The organism is Flavobacterium sp. CF108, from assembly GCF_900129795.1.
GTDB lineage: Bacteria > Bacteroidota > Bacteroidia > Flavobacteriales > Flavobacteriaceae > Flavobacterium.
Map to the genome: position 1 here is coordinate 1 of NZ_FQWW01000013.1, position 20,680 is coordinate 20,680.

General features: G+C 32.4%; 23 protein-coding genes and 1 pseudogene. 12 read left to right on the forward strand and 12 right to left on the reverse strand.

Annotated features, from left to right (window positions below; genetic code table 11):
* A pseudogene (locus tag BUE10_RS23445) lies at positions 1 to 183 on the forward strand (hypothetical protein); the annotation flags it as partial.
* A 38-nt stretch (positions 184 to 221) separates the two neighbouring features.
* Here the strand turns inward: BUE10_RS23445 and BUE10_RS23450 are convergent.
* Both BUE10_RS23450 and BUE10_RS23455 read right to left on the reverse strand, forming a co-directional pair.
* Complete coding sequence (locus BUE10_RS23450; RefSeq protein ID WP_073489537.1) at positions 222 to 521, reverse strand: hypothetical protein; 300 nt, start codon at positions 519 to 521, stop codon at positions 222 to 224.
* A gap of 129 nt (positions 522 to 650) precedes the next feature.
* Entirely contained in the window at positions 651 to 1,511 is an 861-nt protein-coding gene (locus BUE10_RS23455; RefSeq protein WP_073489539.1) for a polysaccharide deacetylase family protein, read from the reverse strand.
* A gap of 318 nt (positions 1,512 to 1,829) precedes the next feature.
* Here BUE10_RS23455 and tgt point away from each other — a divergent pair, with 318 nt between their 5' ends.
* The 11 genes from tgt to BUE10_RS23510 all read left to right on the forward strand — a co-directional run bounded on the left by tgt (position 1,830) and on the right by BUE10_RS23510 (position 13,076).
* On the forward strand, positions 1,830 to 2,960 hold the full coding sequence (gene tgt, locus BUE10_RS23460) for a tRNA guanosine(34) transglycosylase Tgt (RefSeq protein ID WP_073489540.1): 1,131 nt from the start codon (positions 1,830 to 1,832) through the stop codon (positions 2,958 to 2,960).
* Positions 2,961 to 3,055: 95 nt separating this feature from the next.
* Positions 3,056 to 4,144: an LptF/LptG family permease gene (locus BUE10_RS23465; protein WP_073489570.1), complete on the forward strand. Its 1,089-nt coding sequence runs from the start codon at positions 3,056 to 3,058 to the stop codon at positions 4,142 to 4,144.
* Positions 4,131 to 5,018, forward strand: coding sequence for a DMT family transporter (locus tag BUE10_RS23470; RefSeq protein WP_073489542.1), 888 nt, complete (start codon positions 4,131 to 4,133; stop codon positions 5,016 to 5,018). The genes BUE10_RS23465 and BUE10_RS23470 overlap by 14 nt, the downstream gene beginning before the upstream one ends.
* A gap of 112 nt (positions 5,019 to 5,130) precedes the next feature.
* The gene (locus BUE10_RS23475; protein WP_053474271.1) at positions 5,131 to 6,084 is read left to right on the forward strand and encodes an acetyl-CoA carboxylase carboxyltransferase subunit alpha; all 954 of its coding nucleotides are present in this window, start codon (positions 5,131 to 5,133) and stop codon (positions 6,082 to 6,084) included.
* A gap of 140 nt (positions 6,085 to 6,224) precedes the next feature.
* Positions 6,225 to 7,769 (forward strand): replicative DNA helicase, encoded by a 1,545-nt coding sequence (gene dnaB / locus BUE10_RS23480; protein ID WP_073489544.1) that lies wholly within the window; start codon positions 6,225 to 6,227, stop codon positions 7,767 to 7,769.
* A 188-nt stretch (positions 7,770 to 7,957) separates the two neighbouring features.
* Positions 7,958 to 8,311: a hypothetical protein gene (locus BUE10_RS23485; protein ID WP_073489546.1), complete on the forward strand. Its 354-nt coding sequence runs from the start codon at positions 7,958 to 7,960 to the stop codon at positions 8,309 to 8,311.
* 18 nt (positions 8,312 to 8,329) lie between these two features.
* The gene (locus tag BUE10_RS23490) at positions 8,330 to 8,965 is read left to right on the forward strand and encodes a hypothetical protein (RefSeq protein WP_073489548.1); all 636 of its coding nucleotides are present in this window, start codon (positions 8,330 to 8,332) and stop codon (positions 8,963 to 8,965) included.
* Between the two features lie 31 nt (positions 8,966 to 8,996).
* Entirely contained in the window at positions 8,997 to 9,746 is a 750-nt protein-coding gene (locus tag BUE10_RS23495) for a hypothetical protein (RefSeq protein ID WP_073489550.1), read from the forward strand.
* Between the two features lie 160 nt (positions 9,747 to 9,906).
* On the forward strand, positions 9,907 to 10,695 hold the full coding sequence (locus tag BUE10_RS23500) for a sensor histidine kinase (protein ID WP_073489552.1): 789 nt from the start codon (positions 9,907 to 9,909) through the stop codon (positions 10,693 to 10,695).
* 111 nt (positions 10,696 to 10,806) lie between these two features.
* Positions 10,807 to 11,472 (forward strand): response regulator transcription factor, encoded by a 666-nt coding sequence (locus BUE10_RS23505; protein WP_053474266.1) that lies wholly within the window; start codon positions 10,807 to 10,809, stop codon positions 11,470 to 11,472.
* A 344-nt stretch (positions 11,473 to 11,816) separates the two neighbouring features.
* Entirely contained in the window at positions 11,817 to 13,076 is a 1,260-nt protein-coding gene (locus BUE10_RS23510; RefSeq protein WP_073489554.1) for an asparagine synthetase B, read from the forward strand.
* 1 nt (position 13,077) lies between these two features.
* Here BUE10_RS23510 and BUE10_RS23515 read toward each other — a convergent pair whose 3' ends face one another.
* From BUE10_RS23515 to BUE10_RS24330, 10 genes are all read right to left on the reverse strand, one after another.
* Positions 13,078 to 13,884, reverse strand: coding sequence for an endonuclease/exonuclease/phosphatase family protein (locus BUE10_RS23515; RefSeq protein ID WP_073489556.1), 807 nt, complete (start codon positions 13,882 to 13,884; stop codon positions 13,078 to 13,080).
* Positions 13,885 to 13,936: 52 nt separating this feature from the next.
* On the reverse strand, positions 13,937 to 14,167 hold the full coding sequence (locus BUE10_RS24395; RefSeq protein WP_073489558.1) for a hypothetical protein: 231 nt from the start codon (positions 14,165 to 14,167) through the stop codon (positions 13,937 to 13,939).
* A 14-nt stretch (positions 14,168 to 14,181) separates the two neighbouring features.
* Positions 14,182 to 14,850 carry a DNA-binding transcriptional response regulator gene (locus BUE10_RS23525; RefSeq protein ID WP_073489560.1) on the reverse strand — a complete coding sequence of 223 codons (669 nt, stop codon included), beginning with the start codon at positions 14,848 to 14,850 and terminating at the stop codon, positions 14,182 to 14,184.
* A gap of 430 nt (positions 14,851 to 15,280) precedes the next feature.
* On the reverse strand, positions 15,281 to 15,715 hold the full coding sequence (locus BUE10_RS23530; RefSeq protein ID WP_073489562.1) for a carboxymuconolactone decarboxylase family protein: 435 nt from the start codon (positions 15,713 to 15,715) through the stop codon (positions 15,281 to 15,283).
* Positions 15,716 to 15,794: 79 nt separating this feature from the next.
* On the reverse strand, positions 15,795 to 16,367 hold the full coding sequence (locus tag BUE10_RS23535; RefSeq protein WP_073489564.1) for a Crp/Fnr family transcriptional regulator: 573 nt from the start codon (positions 16,365 to 16,367) through the stop codon (positions 15,795 to 15,797).
* A 123-nt stretch (positions 16,368 to 16,490) separates the two neighbouring features.
* On the reverse strand, positions 16,491 to 16,835 hold the full coding sequence (gene rplT / locus BUE10_RS23540; RefSeq protein ID WP_008464948.1) for a 50S ribosomal protein L20: 345 nt from the start codon (positions 16,833 to 16,835) through the stop codon (positions 16,491 to 16,493).
* A 101-nt stretch (positions 16,836 to 16,936) separates the two neighbouring features.
* The gene (gene rpmI, locus BUE10_RS23545) at positions 16,937 to 17,134 is read right to left on the reverse strand and encodes a 50S ribosomal protein L35 (RefSeq protein ID WP_007810722.1); all 198 of its coding nucleotides are present in this window, start codon (positions 17,132 to 17,134) and stop codon (positions 16,937 to 16,939) included.
* Positions 17,135 to 17,265: 131 nt separating this feature from the next.
* On the reverse strand, positions 17,266 to 17,817 hold the full coding sequence (gene infC, locus BUE10_RS23550; protein ID WP_073489566.1) for a translation initiation factor IF-3: 552 nt from the start codon (positions 17,815 to 17,817) through the stop codon (positions 17,266 to 17,268).
* Between the two features lie 22 nt (positions 17,818 to 17,839).
* Positions 17,840 to 19,786, reverse strand: a complete 1,947-nt coding sequence (thrS, locus tag BUE10_RS23555) for a threonine--tRNA ligase (protein WP_073489568.1) — start codon at positions 19,784 to 19,786, stop codon at positions 17,840 to 17,842.
* 711 nt (positions 19,787 to 20,497) lie between these two features.
* Positions 20,498 to 20,680 (reverse strand): hypothetical protein (locus BUE10_RS24330; RefSeq protein ID WP_234984740.1); only part of this gene is annotated, 183 nt, incomplete at its 5' end.

Consider the following 20,680-nt stretch of genomic DNA (forward strand, 5'->3'; position numbering starts at 1 on the left):
CTAAAAAACCCATATAAATCGTCAGATTTGAAACGATATATATGGGCTATTGCTAGATTAGGAGGATGGAAAGGCTATCTTTCTGAAAGAAAACCCGGCATCACAACCTTTTGGATTGGTCTGCAAAAATTTAATTCAGTAATGCAAGGTTGGAGACTCTTTACAGATGTGTCCAGACGGTAGCCTTTGAAAGGCTTTTTGAATAATCGAACGATATAAATCTAATTATTATCGCCCTCGCTGTAGAAATTATTTTCTTCATCTTCCGAACCTATTTCTTCCTGATCATCATCAAGTTCAGAACCCGGAACATCAAGATCATCTCCAAGTTTATCACTATTTTGTTTCCATTCATGATTGTCCTGATTGATGATTCTTTCACCAGAAATATCTTCCGGATCAATATCTTCCAGTTTATCTTCTTGATAATAAATGTCTTCATTTGCCGGATAATCTAAGTTTTCCAGATTTTTTTCAATTTGATTTTCTTTTGCTGTGTTTTTATCTTCTGAGTTTATCATGATTTCAATATTTTAAGTCTCTAATAAAATTATGAAATCAAAGGTCTTTGTTTGTTACATTTTTAGAATCAGGATATTGCAGTATTGACATAAACAAAGAAAAATTATCTCATTATCTAAATTGACAAATTATCTGATTTGCCCAATCTCTTTCCATGTAATTAATTGAATTTTATTTTCTTTTAGTTTCGTTTTGCATTCAGTACTTGTAAAATAATCAAAGTCAATTTGACGCCACTCTGAACCAAAATTTGGATGGTTTACAGTAATACCCTGCATTTCAAATTCATCGAAAGCAGGATGAAGTAAGAAAACATTAAATCCTGAAGTAATACTATCTAAAGCTTTCTCGTAAGATTTTTTAAGTTCTCCTTTTTCGAAATCATTATAATATCCAATTAAAAGAGTGTCTGCTAAAAGAGTAGTCTCAAAATCATATTTTTCATCAGATAAACTAATGGATTCTACAAAATCTTTATTGATGAAAATAGGTAAGTTGTATGTTTCTCCAAGTTCTTTATAAACCTCTAAAATTTCTGGAGTTACGCCAACACTGCACATATGCGAGTCAAGATGTGTAGATTGAATACCAAATTGCAAAGCTTTTTCGATTTGAGCCGTTAGCTCTTTTTTGATTTCAGAAGGTTTTGCATTGTCTTTAAAATCTTTTCTGGTTTTGTAAAAATAACCGTTTTGATCGACTAAACTTGGAACTTCAGAAACAGGAAGAACTGGTCCGAATTTATAATTTTCCCATTCACAAGTCAAAGTTAAATGAATGCCGCAATCATAATTTGGATTGTTTTTGGCAAATTGAGCCATTTCATAAAACCATGGACACGGAACCATTATACTGTATGAGTTTACAGATCCGTTTTGAAGCGCTTTTATAGTTGCTTGATTTTCTGAATGTGATAAACCGGCATCGTCGGCATGAATGATTAGTAGTTTTGTATTTTCAGGATATCCAAGTTTTTGAGCTAAGTTCATTTTATTTTGTTTGAGTTAATGGCATGCGGATTTTCGCGGTTTTAAACGGATTTTATTTTTTTATTATGATAGATGTGCTTTGCGGGGCTTCGACTTCGCTCAGCCTGACAATTCGACTTCGCTCAGTCTGACAATTTGACTTCGCTCAATCTGACGGCATGCACACCATTTTTAATTGATTTTATTCAAATTTAAAAATTTCTGGGGTTTAGGTTTTATATTGTTTTTGAATTAACTCAATTTTATAATGGACAAATGATCTAATTAATTAAATTTCCCTGAAATTAACTTATCTTTGCCGACTGAAAAAAGAAACACATGAAGTTTGATTTATTACAAAAAGATCCGCAGTCTAAAGCAAGAGCGGGAAGTATAACTACTGATCACGGCGTAATCGAAACGCCTATTTTTATGCCTGTTGGAACGGTGGCTTCGGTAAAAGGAGTACATCAGCGTGAATTAAAAGACGATATTAATCCGGATATTATTCTTGGAAATACGTACCATTTATATTTACGTCCGCAGACAGAAATTCTTGAAAAAGCAGGAGGATTGCATAAATTCATGAATTGGGATCGTAATATTTTGACTGATTCTGGCGGATATCAGGTTTATTCTCTTTCTTCAAATAGAAAAATTAAAGAAGAAGGAGTAAAGTTTAAATCACATATTGACGGTTCTTACCACTTTTTTACTCCAGAAAATGTAATGGAAATCCAGCGTACAATTGGAGCCGATATTATTATGGCTTTTGATGAATGTACGCCTTATCCTTGTGATTACAGATACGCACAAAGATCAATGCACATGACACACCGCTGGTTGGATCGTTGTATTAATCATTTAGAAAAAGTTCCTTATAAATACGGTTACGAACAGACTTTTTTCCCAATCGTTCAGGGAAGCACATATAAAGATTTGCGTCGTCAGTCGGCTGAATATATTGCAAATTCTGGGCGGCAGGGAAATGCCATTGGCGGATTATCAGTAGGAGAGCCAGCAGAAGAAATGTACGCTATGACCGAAGTTGTCTGCGAAATTCTTCCGGAAGATAAACCTCGTTATTTAATGGGAGTGGGAACTCCTATAAATATATTAGAAAATATCGCGTTAGGAATTGATATGTTTGACTGCGTTATGCCAACGCGTAATGCAAGAAACGGTATGTTGTTTACAGCAAACGGAACAATCAATATTAAAAACAAAAAGTGGGAAGCTGATTTTTCTCCTATTGATGAAATGGGACATACTTTTGTAGATACAGAATACACAAAAGCGTATTTACGCCACTTATTTGCTGCTAACGAATATTTAGGAAAACAAATTGCTACAATTCATAATCTTGGTTTCTACATGTGGTTGGTTCGTGAAGCTAGAAAACATATCTTAGCAGGCGATTTTAGACCATGGAAAGAAATGATGGTTAAAAATATGAGTCAACGCCTTTAAGAGTTTAAAAGTTTCAAGTTTCAGGTTTCAAGTTCTTTGTAGAACGGGATTCCAAAACTTGAAACGTGAAACAAAATAAACTTGAAACTAAACTTATGCTGTCAATAATAGATAAATACATCTTAAAAAGATATCTCGGAACTTTCTCTGTGATGCTGCTTTTGTTTGCGCCAATTGGAATCGTAATTGACGTTTCTGAAAAAGTAAATAAGATGCTCGAAAACAAGATTCCGTTTATGGATATCGCGTTCTATTATTACAATTTTACAATCTATTTTATAAACTCTTTATTTCCGATATTTCTGTTTTTATCGGTAATCTGGTTTACTTCAAAACTGGCTAATAATACAGAGATTATTGCGATTTTAAGTTCAGGGATTTCATTTACGCGTTTTCTTCGTCCTTATATTATAGGTGCAACAATTGTTTCGATTTTCGTTTTGCTGATGGGATTTTTTATTGTTCCTGCCGCAAGTGAGGGTTATAATAATTTTAGGTATACCTATTTAAAAGGAAACGGAAAGGAACTCATGCGGGGTGAAAACACCAATGTTTACAGACAGATCAATGATCATGATTTTATTTTTGTAAACAGTTTTAATGAAGAGTCTAAAACGGCGTTTAATTTTACGTTAGAACATTTTGAAAAAGATAAACTAACGTATAAAATTACAGCAAGCCGTATTAAATGGGACCCGAAATTAAAGACGTATATTTTGTATGATTATACCAAAAGGACTCTTGCTGACTTGAACGATGTAATTGAAAGAGAACCTGAGAAGAAAGTAAAATTTAAGTTTGAACTTGCTGATTTAACGCCTGTTGTTTACATAGCAGAAACATTAACTTTGGGCAAATTGATTGATTTTATTGAAAAAGAAAGAAAAAGAGGTTCAGGAAATATCAATACCTATTTAGTAGTTCTTTACAAAAAATACAGTATCCCGGTTTCTGCCTTTATCCTGACTATTATTGCAGTATCAGTTTCTTCAATGAAACGCCGAGGCGGTATGGGAATGAACCTGGCTATTGGAATCGCAATTGCGTTTTCATTTGTATTCTTTGATAAAATATTTGGTACTCTTGCCGAAAAATCTACTTTTTCACCTTTATTAGCTGTTTGGTTCCCAAATATTGTTTTTGGAATTCTGGCAGTTTACTTATTACGTAATGCGAAACGATAATTTAAAAAGTTACTTAAACCTTCATTTAATTGTTTTTATTTGGGGATTTACAGCTATTCTTGGAGCTTTAATTACAATTGATGCCGAAAACTTAGTGTGGTTTAGAATGTTGATTGCCGGAATTTTTCTTGGCGGATTTATTCTTTATAAAAAGCAGTCTTTTAAAATATCAGCACAATCTTTTACTAAATTAATTTTCGTTGGATTATTAATTGCACTGCATTGGATTTTCTTTTTTAAAGCCATTCACGTATCAAATGTTTCCATAACATTGTCAATTTTTTCACTTGGAGCTTTTTTTGCCTCTTTATTAGAGCCGCTTTTTTACGGAAGAAAGATTTTATGGTACGAAGTTTTCTTCGGATTAATCATCATTGCTGGATTAGGATTGATATTACAGGTTGAAATTAAATATCTTACAGGAGTTTATTACGCCTTAATTTCGATAATTCTTGGGGTTTTATTTACCCTCATGAATGGAAAATTAATCTCAGATCATGAGCCTTCAGTTATTACATTTTATGAATTTGGCGCAGGTGTTTTCTTTATCTCTATTTATTTTTTAGTGATAGGAAAATTCAATGCAGACTTTTTTGTAATGTCACTAAATAACTGGATTTTGCTGTTGATTTTGGCTTCTGTCTGCACAGCTTATGCCTTTACTGCTTCGGTAAAAGTAATGCAGCGCTTAACTCCTTATACGGTAATGTTAACCACTAATTTAGAGCCGGTTTACGGTATTCTTTTGGCTTATTTTATCTTGGGCGGAAAGGAAAAAATGAGCACCGAATTTTACATAGGGGCTGTAATAATCGTTATTACAGTTATTTTAAATGGTGTTTTTAAACATTATAAGAATAAAGAAAAAGTGTAGTATTTGCCTTATTTTTAAATTACATTTTTACATTTTAAACACGAAATAATCACACGAATAGTATAATATTTTTATATTTGCGGTTCGATTTAAAAACAAAATTCAAAAATCCATGGAATATTTAGATTTTGAGCTTCCAATAAAAGAACTTGAAGAACAGTTAGAAAAGTGTGTTATAATTGGAAAAGAATCTGACGTTGATGTTACGCCAACTTGTAAAGAAATCAACAAGAAATTAGTAGAGACTAAAAAAGAAATATACAAAAATCTTACGGCTTGGCAGCGTGTACAATTGTCAAGACACCCAAATAGACCTTATACTTTAGATTATATCAGAGCAATTTGCGGTGATACATTCTTAGAACTTCATGGAGACAGAGGTTTTAAAGATGATAAAGCAATGGTTGGTGGTCTTGGTAAAGTAAACGGACAATCGTTTATGATTATCGGGCAGCAAAAAGGTTTTAATACAAAAACACGTCAATACCGTAATTTTGGTATGGCAAATCCAGAAGGATACCGTAAAGCTTTGCGTTTGATGAAAATGGCAGAGAAATTCGGAATCCCGGTTTTAACTTTAGTAGATACTCCGGGTGCATACCCAGGACTTGAAGCTGAAGAAAGAGGGCAGGGAGAAGCTATTGCAAGAAATATTTTCGAAATGGTTCGTCTGCAAGTGCCAATCATCACCATTATTGTAGGTGAAGGAGCTTCTGGTGGAGCTTTAGGAATAGGTGTTGGAGACAAAGTTTATATGTTAGAGAATACTTGGTATTCTGTAATTTCTCCAGAATCATGTTCTTCAATTTTATGGAAAAGCTGGGAGTACAAAGAACGTGCTGCGGATGCTTTAAAATTGACTTCTTCTGACATGAAAAAACAAAAATTAGTTGATGATGTAATTCCTGAACCACTAGGCGGAGCGCACTACGACCGCGAAACTACTTTTAAAACAGTGGCAGAATACATTACCAAAGGATATAACGAATTGAAAGACTTATCAACAGCCGAGCTGATTGCCCAAAGAATGGACAAATACAGCAATATGGGCGAGTATAAAGAGTAAATTCATATAATATGATTAAAAATCCGAAGCCCTGCGGTTTCGGATTTTTTTTTGGTTATCAACAAAAGCAAAATATTTATAAACATTTAATAGTTATAACTAGATAACAATTTTTTTTTAAATTTTGTTACTTTCGCTATATGGAAAATTTCAAGAATGTAAATCCTGTAAAGGTAGATAAAACCACTATTATTAATCTCGAAAAGGGAAAACTTCCTCCGCAAGTTCTTGATTTGGAGGAGGCTGTGCTTGGTGCGATGATGATTGATAAAAAAGGGGTAGATGACGTAATTGATATTTTACAGCCCGATGCTTTTTACAAAGACGCGCACAAACATATTTTTGAAGCGATCTTACAGCTTTTTACCGAAACACAGCCAATCGATTTGCTGACGGTTTCGACTCAGTTAAAGAAAAATGGAAAATTAGAATTAGCCGGAGGAGATTTTTATCTGATTCAGCTTACGCAAAAAATTGCTTCTTCTGCACACATTGAATTTCACTCGCGTATTATTCTTCAAAAATTTATTCAAAGAAGTTTGATTAGAATTTCTTCTGAAATTATCGAAGAATCATATGATGAAACTACAGACGTATTTGATTTATTAGACAAAGCCGAATCAAAATTATACGAAGTAACGCAGGGAAATATTAAGCGTAGTTCTGAAACTGCCCAAAGTTTGGTTTTACAAGCAAAGAAACGTATTGAAGAAATTGCGGGTAAAGAAGGTTTGAGCGGTATCGCGACTGGTTTTGAGAAATTAGATCAGGTAACTTCCGGCTGGCAGCCTTCAGATTTAATTATTATTGCAGCTCGTCCGGGTATGGGTAAAACAGCATTCGTACTTTCAATGGCGCGAAATGTGGCTATTCAGTTTGGGCATGCAGTAGCAGTTTTCTCTCTGGAGATGGCATCAGTTCAGTTGATTACAAGGCTTATTTCTTCTGAAACAGGATTGTCTTCAGAAAAACTAAGAACAGGAAAATTGGAAAAACACGAATGGGAGCAGTTGAGTACTAAAGTTAAGGATTTAGAAAAAGCTCCATTATTTATTGATGATACACCTTCACTTTCGATCTTCGATTTACGTGCAAAATGTCGTCGTTTAGCTTCGCAGCACGGAATTCGATTAATTATTATTGACTACTTGCAGTTAATGACAGCAGGAGGAAATGGTAAAGGAGGAGGAAACCGTGAGCAGGAGATTTCGACAATTTCCCGAAACTTAAAAGCATTAGCAAAAGAATTAAACGTTCCGGTTATTGCATTATCTCAGTTATCGCGTGCCGTTGAAACCCGTGGATCAAGTAAACGTCCGCTGCTTTCGGATCTTCGTGAATCTGGAGCGATTGAGCAGGATGCTGATATTGTATCATTTATTTATCGTCCGGAATATTATAAAATTGAAGAATGGGATGATGATGAACAATCGCCAACAGCAGGTCAGGCTGAGTTTATTATAGCCAAACACCGTAACGGTGGACTTGAAAATATCCGTTTAAAATTCTTAGGACATTTAGGTAAGTTTGATAACCTTGAAGATTTTAGCGGAGGATATGATGATTTACCTTCAAAAATGAACCACGACGATAATCCGTTCATTACTAAAAACCTTCCTTCTGCAAATGAAGCCTTTGGAAGCAATTTAAATGATGACGATGATGACAGTGATGTTCCATTTTAACTAAAATAAAATTCTAAAAAAAAAAATCTTTATGAGCGCCTGCTTGTAAAGATTTTTTTTTTTATTCAATGATTAGATGCTTCCGTATATAATTTCACAAAATAATATTTCTACATAAAAATTAATTCGGTAGATTAGCAAAACCATAAAACAAATTCAAAATTATTAACTAATTAAATTAAAAAACTATGAGCGAAGAAATCTTTCCAGGGCCTATTCAAATTCCGTTGGCAACTGCTGAAGTATGGGAAAAAAGATACGTGGATGATACCACGATCGAAACCCGTGAAAACAAAGTAAAATCTTTTTTAATACCACGCGAAAGTTTAGAAAAAGTACTTGCACTTGAAACAGATGCAGTTCGTGCTTATCTTGGTATCAATGATCAAAAAGAAAAAACCTTGCTTTTTGTAGGTGCACAATATGATAAGGAAACGGGTAAATATGTCGATGTTTACGGACATTCATCATCTCAGCTAAATAGGGTAGAATCTGCTGAAGAAGTTGTGTATGATGGTACACGGCCTAGCCCGCCATATTAATAGTGAAGCATCTAAAAAATGAATGAATTATTAATATACTCGACTTATTCCGTTTTATTAATAAACCTAATAGTCTATTCATATAGCTTTTTCCGAAAGGGAAAAGCTAATGTTTTTTTTGTCTCTTATCTAGCCTTTTCCTTTGCTATGCAATTTAGTATGGAACTATGCTATCATCTTGGAATGACTAATTTAATTTTTGTCAATATGTTCTTTATAGGACAAATGATATTACTTGGAATTTTCTATAATTCATTGAGTCAGATAAAAGGCCAAAAAATATTCATAATAATTAGTCTGACTTTAGCATTATTAGTTTTAACGATCCAATTTTGTATAGATTCGGGTGAGTTTTTTAAATTTAATTTATTTGAAATTACTTTAACAAATGTGCTTACAGTAATTTATGCCTTGTTTCACTTTTATAATATGCTCACAGAAAGTAAAAAATATTATTATACTACTGTAGGTCTTGTATTTTACTTATTAGCAAGTACCGTGTTATATTTAATTGGGAATTTTTCTTTAGGACTTAGCAGCGAGCTTAAATATCTAACCTGGATATTAAATGCTTTTTTAATTTTAATCTATCAGTTTTTTATTTTATACGATTGGAAAATAAATTTTTATAAAGAGGTTACAATTAAAAACTAACAATTAGCTTAATCAAAAATCAAATTTAATTATGAAAAAAAGAAATTTTTGCATTGCTTTAATAACATTACTTGTCACGTTTTCATGCCAGAAAGGAGCATCTCAGGATGAAATAAATGTAACAACATCACAAAAGAATGATTGGCTAAATGCTAATTTAGATGATGAATTTGCCAGTTCGCAAAAACAAGTTAAGAGTTATTTATTTTCATCCCAAGATTTTTCTAAATTGACATCATCTCCAGATTTGCATCATTTACGATTTGTTTTAGGATATGAAAATGGGATTATAAAAATTGATGCAGCAGGAGTAAACTCTGTAGGGAAAGAAATAAACAGAATAAATTCAAAAGTATTATTTGCGACTTCAAATCAGGATAAATTAACAGATCTTAATGAGGTAACAGTTGACTTAACCCGTAAAAGAACAGCAGTTTTAAATAAACATTTACTATCACCAAAAATAGCTTTTACCGGTATAGAAGCCTGGCAGAAAAAATTAGATAAAGTACAGGATTTAAATGATATAACATCATATGATGGCTTAAGAATTCGAAGTTATGCTATGGAAACAGAGGTAATTACTTCAATAATAAATAAAGGAGGAATTGAAAAAGTCGGGTTATTTCTGGGATTGAATAGTGAAGGAAAGATGACTACTATTTTAGTAGGTTTAGACAAAGACAATAATATTAAAAAAGCATCAGCGACATCTAAAGTAGTAGATGGAGTTTATGACTTTTCTCAGCCAAGCCCTCCGGCTACAGGCGATGACGATTAAAAAATAAATTTTATTGCAGCTTAAAATAAAAATCTCTATTAAGTATATACTTAATAGAGATTTTTATTTGATAATTATTTTTAGGAGGATAATTACATTCAAATTAAATAAGATATATTTGATTTCGACATCAATAAGCATTTTTAATCCTAATAATGATATGAATACCCATTCAATTCCTGAAAAAGAACTTGTTGCCATTATATTATATATATCACTTTTCTTTATAATTGTCGCAGTTGTATTGATAATATTTTTCTATTTCTCTAGAAAAAAAATAATTCAAAAAGAATTAGAGAAAAAAGACTTGATACTACAGTATCAAAAAGAACAGCTTCACGCCATTATAGTTACGCAAGAAGAAGAGCGTAAACGTATTGCTCAGGATTTGCACGATGACATAAGTTCAAAACTTAATATTGTTTCCTTAAATACTCATTTGCTTTCGGCACCTAATTTAACTGAAGCAGAAACCATCGAGATTACAGAAAATATTATTAATTTGACTGCAAAAGCCTTAGAAAATTCGAGAAAAATTGCCCACAATTTATTGCCGCCAGTTTTTGAAAAATTTGGATTAAATGCAGGCGTTGAGGAATTATGCGAAGAATTTGAAACTAGTAAATCTGTTAAAACGTATTATAAAAATGAAATTGATTTTGATGATAACATCGATCGTCATTTGCACATTTTTAGAATTTTACAGGAATTAATGAATAATTCGCTCCGTCATGGTAAAGCAACAGAAATTTGGATTGCGTTTAAAGATAATAATGGAATAAATACCTGCTATTATGAAGACAACGGAATTGGTTTTGACAGCAAAAACAGCGAAAATCAAAAAGGACTTGGAATGAAAAATATCGACAGCAGGGTTTCCTTTTTAAACGGAACTATTAAAATAGATTCAGAAATAAATAAAGGTATTGCTGTAATTTTTACCTTTTAATATAAATTTTAGTAAATAATTACGCTTTAGCATCAATAAAATAAGGTTCTGTAGCTATTATTAATTCATATTTTGTAATTTCGGGAAACCAAATGACCAAAAACAAACAAAATGAATGCCGTAATTAAAATCGCCTTAGTCGATGACGAAGTATTGTTTCGGAAAGGAATAGCTTTTTTATTGCAAAGAGAAGACAATATTGAAATTATTTTTGAAGCTTCAAACGGTGAAGAGCTGGTTAACAAATTACAGAATAATGATGTCAAGCCAGATATTATTATCATGGATTTGAAAATGCCGGTTTTAAATGGCGTCGAAGCAACAAAAATTATTCGAAAATCTTTTCCTGATATTAAAATTATAGCCCTGACCAGTTATGATTCAAAATCATTTATTGCAAATATGATTCAGGTTGGAGCAGTAGCATATCTCATAAAAAATACAACTCCAAAAGATTTAATCAAAACGATTAATGAAGTTAACAGAAAAGGATTTTTTTACAACGAAAATGTATTAAAAACGATTCAGGAAACTATCGTATCTTCTAAAAACTCAAAAGGAAATCTTGAAACAAGTTTTCTTTCGCCGCGCGAAATTGAAATTTTGCAGCTTATCTGCCAGCAAAAAACAACTACAGAGATAGCAGAACATCTTTTTTTAAGTCCACGAACTGTAGAAGGACATCGTAATAATTTATTGCTAAAAACAGAATCACGAAATATTGCCGGTTTGGTTGTTTATGCTATTCAAAATGAAATTGCTGTTTTGACATTATAATTTTAGCTTGTTAAAAATTGTATGGATAAAACGTAATAAACGATTATTGTAAAAACGAGTACACAAATGCCTATTTTCTGCATTATACTAAATTCTTTTGGTTGATTGTTTTGGTTGTAATTCATTGGTTTGTTTTTTAATCGATTAATTTGGTCGATTTTAAGATTCCAAATTTAGGCAGAAAAAGTTGTCATAGTTTACGTATTTTTACCTGTTTTTTACAAAATTTCAATCTTTTGAATATTTTATATTCTTGTTAATTAACAGTTTTATACTATTATAAAACTAGTCTTCTATTGTGATTTTATAAGCTTCCTTTATATCTTTACTTAAAATATTTTTTGATGAAAAAAAGTTTAGTTTATATTTTCATTTTATTGCTTTCTTTTAATGCAAAAGCTTCGTTTATTTTACTTCCGATGGACGAAACAACGCAGCAAAATCACTTAAAAGCTTACGGTATTACCTATTGGTGTTTGAGCAGAGATTACAAAGCCAGCTGGTTGCTTAATTATCGTGGAGGCTCATTTTTATTACCTGATGCTGATGAAATTCGTAAAGAATGTAAAATTAGAGGCGTAAGTTTTGAGATACTTTCAGATAGTGAAGAAGCCTCAATTTTAAATGATATTTCGAGTCCATCACAAAATATGGAATCAGTTATTCTCGAAAAAGCACCAAAAATTGCAGTTTATACTCCAAAAGGAAAACAGCCTTGGGACGATGCAGTAACATTAGTATTAACTTATGCCGAAATTCCATTTACTCCAATATATGACGAAGAAGTTTTAAGTGACCAATTATTGCTGTATGATTGGCTGCATTTACATCATGAAGACTTTACCGGACAATATGGAAAATTTTACGCAGCTTATAAAAATACACCTTGGTATATAGAACAGAAAAAAGATGCCGAAGTTTTAGCTTCTAAATTGGGTTACTCTAAAGTTTCTCAGGAAAAAGGAGCAGTAGCAAAAAAAATCAGAGATTTTGTTATTGGCGGCGGATTTATGTTTGCCATGTGTTCAGCAACTGACAGTTTTGATATTGCGCTTGCAGCAGATGGTGTTGATATTTGCGAAACCATGTTTGATGGAGATCCAAGTGAATCTAATTATCAATCAAAACTAAATTATGCGAACTCTTTTGCGTTCAAAGATTTTATTTTAGAGCGAAGACCAGAAGTCTACGAATTTTCAGACATTGACATGACAGGTAAAAGAAGAGTTCCAATGGAAAAAGACTACTTTACCTTAATGGAATTTTCTGCAAAATGGGACCCAATTCCTAGTATGTTATGTCAAAATCATACACAATTAGTAAAAGGATTTATGGGACAAACAACCTCTTTTAATGAAACTTTGGTAAAATCAAATGTATTAGTAATGGGAACTTGCGAACTAAATGGCGAAGCAAGATACATTCATGGAGAAAAAGGCAAAGGAATGTTTACCTTTTTTGGAGGCCACGATCCCGAAGATTTTCAACATCAGGTTGGAGATCCGCCAACTGTTTTAGATTTGCATCCTAATTCTCCGGGTTATCGCTTGATCTTAAATAACGTTTTATTCCCAGCAGCAAAAAAGAAAAAGCTCAAAACATAATTTAATTCAACGAAAATTCAAGCCAAATAGGAATGTGATCGGATATTTTTCGGGCATCCTGCAGCGTATTGAATTTTTTATAGAATAAAATAACTCCTGAATCAATGTGATTTAATCTATTTGGATTATAAAAAGTATTATCAAATTCAGAAGCAAGGCAAACATCTCCATTACATTTTTGTTTTAAAGTAGTCTTTTGCTTCTGCAGCATCGATGTATAGCCCATTTTCTTTAACGGATTAAAAACAGTATGGGACTCCGGACAATTAAAATCTCCGGTAAATACTAAATTGAGATTGGGATATTGCTGAGGCAGAAATTTAAAATACTTAATTTCAGTTTCTGGCTGTTTGCTTTTTGTGATTGCATGAAAATTGACCAGAGTAAATGTTTTTTTATTTACTTCAAAAGTTGCAAAATAAGGTTCACGGTCAATCTCTAAATTATATTTTTTTTCAAGCCATGGCTCTCCTTTTAATTTGGCTTTATTTGTTTTCCAAAGAAAAGCATAGCGTTCTTTTTTATAGCTGGTTCCACTTGTAGGATCACTAATAATATAATCCCATTTTGCTCCTTTTTCATTTAACAATATGGCAAGTTTCGCAACAGTCTGTGAGCCTCCGTACCCGGCAACAACTTCCTGGATAGCAACAATGTCATAATCACGTACAGTATTAGCTATAAAATTTAAAGTAGATTGAGATTTAGATTTTCCAAAGTTCTCCAGATTCCAGGAAATAATCTTAGTCTGAGCTAAAGATTGGAAAGAAATGAATAGTAAGAGAACGTAATTTATAAGAATTTTCATAAGGCTTTAAAAAATCAAATATAAGCATTTCGATATTTTTAAAACAAAATCTTTAAAGCTTTTTATATCTATTTTGTAAAGCTTTTCCAATAATTATTATTTGCAGCACAAGAAGTGCAGGTATAAAAATAATCTTCCAGTCTATTTCTAACCATCCCGTTTTTTCAGAAACATAAGCAAAACATATAGACAAGAAAAGACAAAGCAATATTGTTTTTATGACAATTTTATTGCTGGCTGTATTGATCTTCGATATCAGATTAAATTTATATTTAGGTTTCATAAGTTTAATAGAATTTAAATTAAGCCGAAATCTTTGGCTATAGCAATTAAGTGCACATTGTTATTAGCTTTAAAATATATTTTTAATTTATTAATTCGTTTCTCAATGCTGCTGGTTCCGTTTGGAGTTATCGATTTTGCCTTAAATTCATTTGAAATACTTCCTAAAATATACCCTCTCGCCATAAGAGTCAAGATAGAAATATCATAAGACTCAATTTCAATTAAAGATTTATCATTAAAACTAAAGCTTAAATCTGAAGAAAGTATTTTCTCTTCATTTTTATAAGCCTTTTGCATAGCAGTTTTTAACTCCTCAATACTGTTTCTCCCTTTAGAAACATAAGCTGTGATCTTTAATTCATTAAAAAGCTTTTTTATTTTATATGATTTATCTTCTGATGAAAAAACAATCTTCTTTAATTGAGGATGTATCTTATTCACAGAGTTAATAAGCTCTTCACCATTTAAAATGTTAGTATTTCGATGATCTATTTTAAAAGATAAATCGGTAATTAACAAATCATACGGCTCATTGTCAAGAAGGCTTTTTCTGATTTTTAATAAACCATCATCATAATATTTTACATGGTGAATTACCGGAATTTCTAATTCTTCAAGAACTTTTATAATCGTTGCACTAATACTGTCTATGTCCTCTGCAATTAAAACCTTTTTGAACATACAAATTTTATTTTATAGTAAATTGAAACCTATTGTTTTTTCAAAATTAATTCCCTTAGTTATAGCCTCTATACGGATTTCCGTATTTTCTCGTACTTATAAATAATTCATGAAAAATCCGATGAAGTTTTATAGTTGTTATATTTTTTAGTTGTGAGTTTTTTAAATTAGAATACTTATAATACTCCTTTTGGCATGCAAAAAAGACAAAAGAGACTGCCATAGAATATGAATTTATTGTAGAGTATTTTGAAATCATAAACCAAAAATAGAAAACCTAAATTCCTATGAAAGAGTATAAATACCTGTTTTTGTAAAATGATTGAATTTCTATTTATCTGAGTCTCATTTACAGGTAAATACAAAGAAACCCTCTGCTAGGAGGGTTTAGAATTTTAAAAATGTTGTAAAATTTATCCTTATAAAGGAATTATACAGCTCTTAATCCAGTAGTAATTGCCAATCTGTTCCAAGAGTTAATTGTAATGATTGCAAGGATGATTTCTGCTAAATATTTTTCATCAAATAAGTTTGCTGCGTTTTGATAAACTTCGTCAGTAACATGGTTATTAATTAAAGTTACCTGTTCTGTTAAAGCTAAAATAGCTTTTTCCTCTTCAGTATAAACATCAGCTTCACGCCATGCACTTGTTAAGTATATTCTTTGTTCAGAAATGCCATGTTTTCTTGCATCGGCTGTGTGCATGTTGATACAATAGGCACAACCATTGATTTGAGAAGCACGTATTTTAATTAATTCTTTATGAACTGGAGTTAATGAAGTAGTAGAAATATATTTTTCTAAGTTCATCAATGCTTGATAAGCTTGTGGGGCAGCTTCTGGTATAAGAATTCTTGATTTCATTTTTATGTGTTTTAAAAGTTCATTACAAAGGTCAGCAATGTATTCGTTTAAAAACTTGAACTACTTCAAGAAATTAAAATCAAATTTTTCCAGCCCTGATTTTACTCATAAATTCTGCAGAAAAATCTAAATAGGAGGCAAGCATGTATTGCGGTACACGTTGTACAAAATCTGGATTTTGGTTGTTAAAATGGTGGTACCTTTCTTCGGCAGACATTGTAAATAAAAATTTGATACGCATTTGAGCAGCCCCAAATGATTTTTGAGAAACAATTCGAAAGTATTTTTCCAGCTTCGGAATTTGAATTAATAGAGACTCTAAAGTATCTTTTTCAATCGCTATTAATTCACAGTTTTCAACCGTCTGAATATAAAAGTGCGATGGCGTAGTATTGTGATAACTTAAATAATCGGTTATCCACCAATTTTCAACAGCAAACTGCAAAGTTTGTTCAGTACCTTTTGAATTGATGATATATTGTCTCGCACAGCCTTTTAGTATAAAATATAAAGTGTTACAAACTTGACCTTCCTGTAATAGATGTTCTTTCTTTTTTACATTCGAAATAGTAAGGCATGCTTCTAGTATATCAATTTCTGAAGGCTCTAATGTTATAAATTTCTGTATATGATCAAATAGTGCCGTAAACATTTTACAATTGTTTTATGAGAAGTTTAAAGGTAAAACAGATTATTGTAAAAACAAAAAACCATCCGAATTAACGAATGGTTTCTTTATGATAAGTAAGTAATCTAAATTGAGTTTATAAAACGTTTATTTTACTTTATTAAGTATTGCTTTGAAAGCTTCTGGGTGGTTCATAGCTAAATCTGCAAGAACTTTACGGTTCAATTCGATTCCGTTAGCTTTAACTTTCCCCATGAATTGAGAATAAGACATTCCTTCTAATCTAGCTCCAGCGTTAATACGTTGAATCCATAATGAACGGAAATTTCTTTTATTCTGTTTTCTGTCACGGTAAGCGTAGCTCATCGCTTTCTCTACCGCGTTCTTAGCAACTGTCCAAACGTTTTTACGTCTACCAAAGAAACCTTTGGCTTGCTTCATTATTTTTTTTCTTCTTGCTCTTTTAGCAACTGAATTTACCGATCTTGGCATAATTTTAATGTGTTTTTGTAGCAGGCGTCCTGAATTGAATCAAAGGAACTTGAAAGCCATACTCCAAGGTTATATAAATAATTTTTTAACCTAAAGAATTATTAGATAATTCTTAATTGTTGTTTGATGCTTTTCATATCTGTTGAGTGAACTAGCGCTGAGTGTGTCAAAGCTAATTTACGTTTTTTAGATTTTTTAGTCAAGATGTGACTTTTAAAAGCATGCTTTCTTTTAATCTTTCCAGAACCAGTAACTTTAAAACGTTTCTTAGCGCTAGATTTAGTTTTCATTTTAGGCATTTTTCCTAGTGTTTTAATTTATTCTTACTTACTTATGTTTTCTAAGCTTTAGGCTTTAGGCTTTAAGCTTTAGGCAAAAGTTTATTAAACTGTTTGCTTAAAGCTTAAAGCTTATTGCTTACAGCAAATAATTATTTTTTCTTTTTCGGAGCAATGAACATAATCATTCTCTTTCCTTCAAGAACCGGCATGGCTTCAACTTTACCATGCTCTTCTAAATCTGTTGCTAAACGTAAAAGTAAAATTTGTCCTTGATCTTTATAGATAATCGAACGTCCTTTAAAGAAAACAAAAGCTTTTAATTTAGCTCCCTCTTTTAAGAACTTCTCGGCATTCTTTCTTTTAAATTCATAATCATGCTCATCTGTTTGAGGACCAAAACGAATCTCTTTTACTACAACCTGCGATGATTTAGCTTTTAATGCCTTATCACGTTTCTTTTGTTCGTAAACAAATTTCTTGTAATCCATGATTTTACAAACCGGCGGCTCAGCATTTGGCGAAATTTCAACCAAGTCTAATTCAAACTGATCTGCTAGACGTAAAGCTTCTGCAAGCTTAAATACACCTGGTTCGATGTTCTCGCCTACTAACCTTACTTCCTGTACACCACGAATATTGTTATTTATTCTGTGTGCATCTTTTTTTTCTACTCGAGGTTGAAAACCTCTGTTACTTTTTATTGCTATGACTTTCTAATTTAAGTTAAACTGTAAATACTTTTAATGTCTTTTTTATTTCTTCGTCTACAATCGAAGCAAATTCTTCGATAGAAACTGTGATATTACCTTTTCCTTCTTGGCCGTGGCGGCGAATAGAAATTGTACCTTTTTTCTCTTCCTCCTCACCAACGATAAGCATAAATGGAATTTTTTGCATTTCTGCATCTCTAATTTTCTTACCGATAGTTTCATTTCGGTTGTCAATTAGGGCGCGAATTTCGTGATTTTCTAGCAAATCTAAAACTTTTTTAGCATAATTTTCGTATTTCTCGCTCAAAGACAATATAATAGCCTGCTCAGGCATTAGCCAAAGTGGGAAATTTCCTGCTGTGTGTTCCAGTAAAATTGCTATAAAACGTTCCATAGATCCAAAAGGAGCTCTGTGAATCATAACCGGGCGATGTAATTCATTATCAGCACCTTTATATGTCAAATCAAAACGCTCAGGAAGGTTGTAATCAACCTGAATTGTTCCTAACTGCCATTGTCTTCCCAAAGCATCCTTAACCATAAAGTCAAGCTTAGGTCCGTAAAATGCAGCTTCACCATATTCTACTACAGTATTTAGTCCTTTGTCAGCCGCAGCATTGATAATTGCATTTTCAGCTTTCTCCCAGTTTTCATCTGTACCAATATATTTCTCTCTGTTTTCCTGATCTCTCAATGAAATTTGAGCAGTAAAGTTTTCAAAACCTAACGAACCAAATACATATAATACCAAGTCAATTACTTTTTTGAACTCTTCATCCAATTGTTCCGGAGTACAAAAAATATGTGCATCATCCTGAGTAAAACCTCTAACACGAGTTAAACCATGTAATTCACCAGATTGCTCATATCTATATACAGTACCAAATTCAGCATAACGCTTAGGTAAATCTTTATACGACCAAGGTCTTACATTGTAAATCTCACAATGGTGAGGACAGTTCATTGGTTTCAATAAAAATTCTTCACCTTCAGCAGGAGTATGTATCGGCTGAAAACTATCAGCACCATATTTAGCATAATGACCAGAAGTTACATAAAGCTCTTTTTGTCCAATATGCGGACTCACAACCTGCTCGTAACCTGCTTTCTTTTGAGCTCTCTTTAAAAATTGCTCTAAACGCTCTCTAAGTGCTGCACCTTTAGGTAGCCATAAAGGTAAACCTTGGCCTACTTTCTGAGAGAAAGCAAACAATTCTAGTTCCTTTCCTAATTTACGATGATCACGACGCTTAGCTTCTTCAAGAAGTTCAAGATATTCAGTTAAATCTTTTTGTTTAGGGAAAGAAGTTCCATAAACACGAGTCAACTGTTTGTTCTTTTCGTCTCCTCTCCAGTAAGCACCAGCAACGCTCATAATTTTCATAGCCTTGATGATTCCAGTATTCGGAATATGTCCACCACGACATAAATCAGTAAAAGTAGAGTGATCGCAAAAAGTAATAGTACCGTCTTCAAGATTAGAAATCAATTCAGTCTTGTAAACATTGTCTTTGTACATCTCTAATGCATCAGCCTTACTAACCGGACGCATTTTGAATTCGTGTTTACCTCTTGAAATCTCAAGAACACGATCTTCGATCTTTTTAAAATCAGCCTCAGAGATCTTTTGGTCTTCAAAATCCACATCATAGTAAAACCCATTAGCAATTGCAGGTCCAAGAGTTAATTTAATTCCAGGGTATAATTCCTCAAGAGCTTGCGCCATTACGTGCGAAGTCGAATGCCAGAAAGCTTTTTTACCTTCAGCATCATTCCAAGTATATAATATAAGATTACCATCGGTCGTTAATGGGGTCTCGGTTTCAATAGTTGTACCATTAAAAGATGCAGAAATCACATTTCTTGCAAAACCTTCGCTAATGTTTTTAGCGACCTCCATTGGAGTTACGCCTTGAGCGAACTCTCTAATTGACCCATCGGGTAAAGTAATCTTGATCATTGTTTATAATTTTGTGAATGCAAATATAAGTGATTACAAAAATACATACAATATATATATGTATAAGATTGCTTTATTATGTAAGAAGCTAAGCATACTATATATAAGAGCAGCTATTATTCGTATAACCCGACAGTTTTCTAAAATCTGTCGGGTTTGTTTTGTATACATATATATGTATAATTATAATTAAGCCCCAATTTTCCGTAGAGATGCACTGCAGTGCGTCTTATGAGTTCATCAATATCTATAATATATAGTATATATGGCTGGCTGAACGAAGTCGAAGCCTTTTAGTTTGGTATTTGAAGAATTGAAGTTTGTTTTTAATTAGGAGCTATTTCCCGCTATCCGCTTCAATCTTTTATTTTGAACCCCAAAATAAAAGGATTTCCGCTTCTATCGGGGCTAGGGCATAAGTTTTCAGAATAAAAACCTCCCAAAAATAAAAACTCAGCGCCTTTTCGGCTCTGCGAGATTAATAAAACGGCAGAAAAAGCAGTCTTTGCGTCTTAGTGCCTTTGCGGCAAAACCATTCAAAAGAGGTTCAAAACATAAAAACTCCTCAAAAACGGGTTAGGGAAAAGGGGTTAAAATAAGGAAAAAGCAATGCGGTGCAGAAAAACCTGACAATGTTTCAAAAAATAATGAATTGTAAAACTTGTGTTATCAGAGAGTTAAGAAATAATTGCAAAAAAGATTAAAAATAGTTTAGAAAAAGGCTTGCGTAACTGGAATTGTTGTGTACTTTTGCACCCGCAACAACGAAAGACGTTCACTGAAACACTGACAAGAAAAGAAATCGAAACTGAAAATTTTTTCAGAAAAAAGATTGAGAAAAGCTTGTGAGATTTGAAAATGCTTTTTACATTTGCACCCCGCAAAACACGGAAG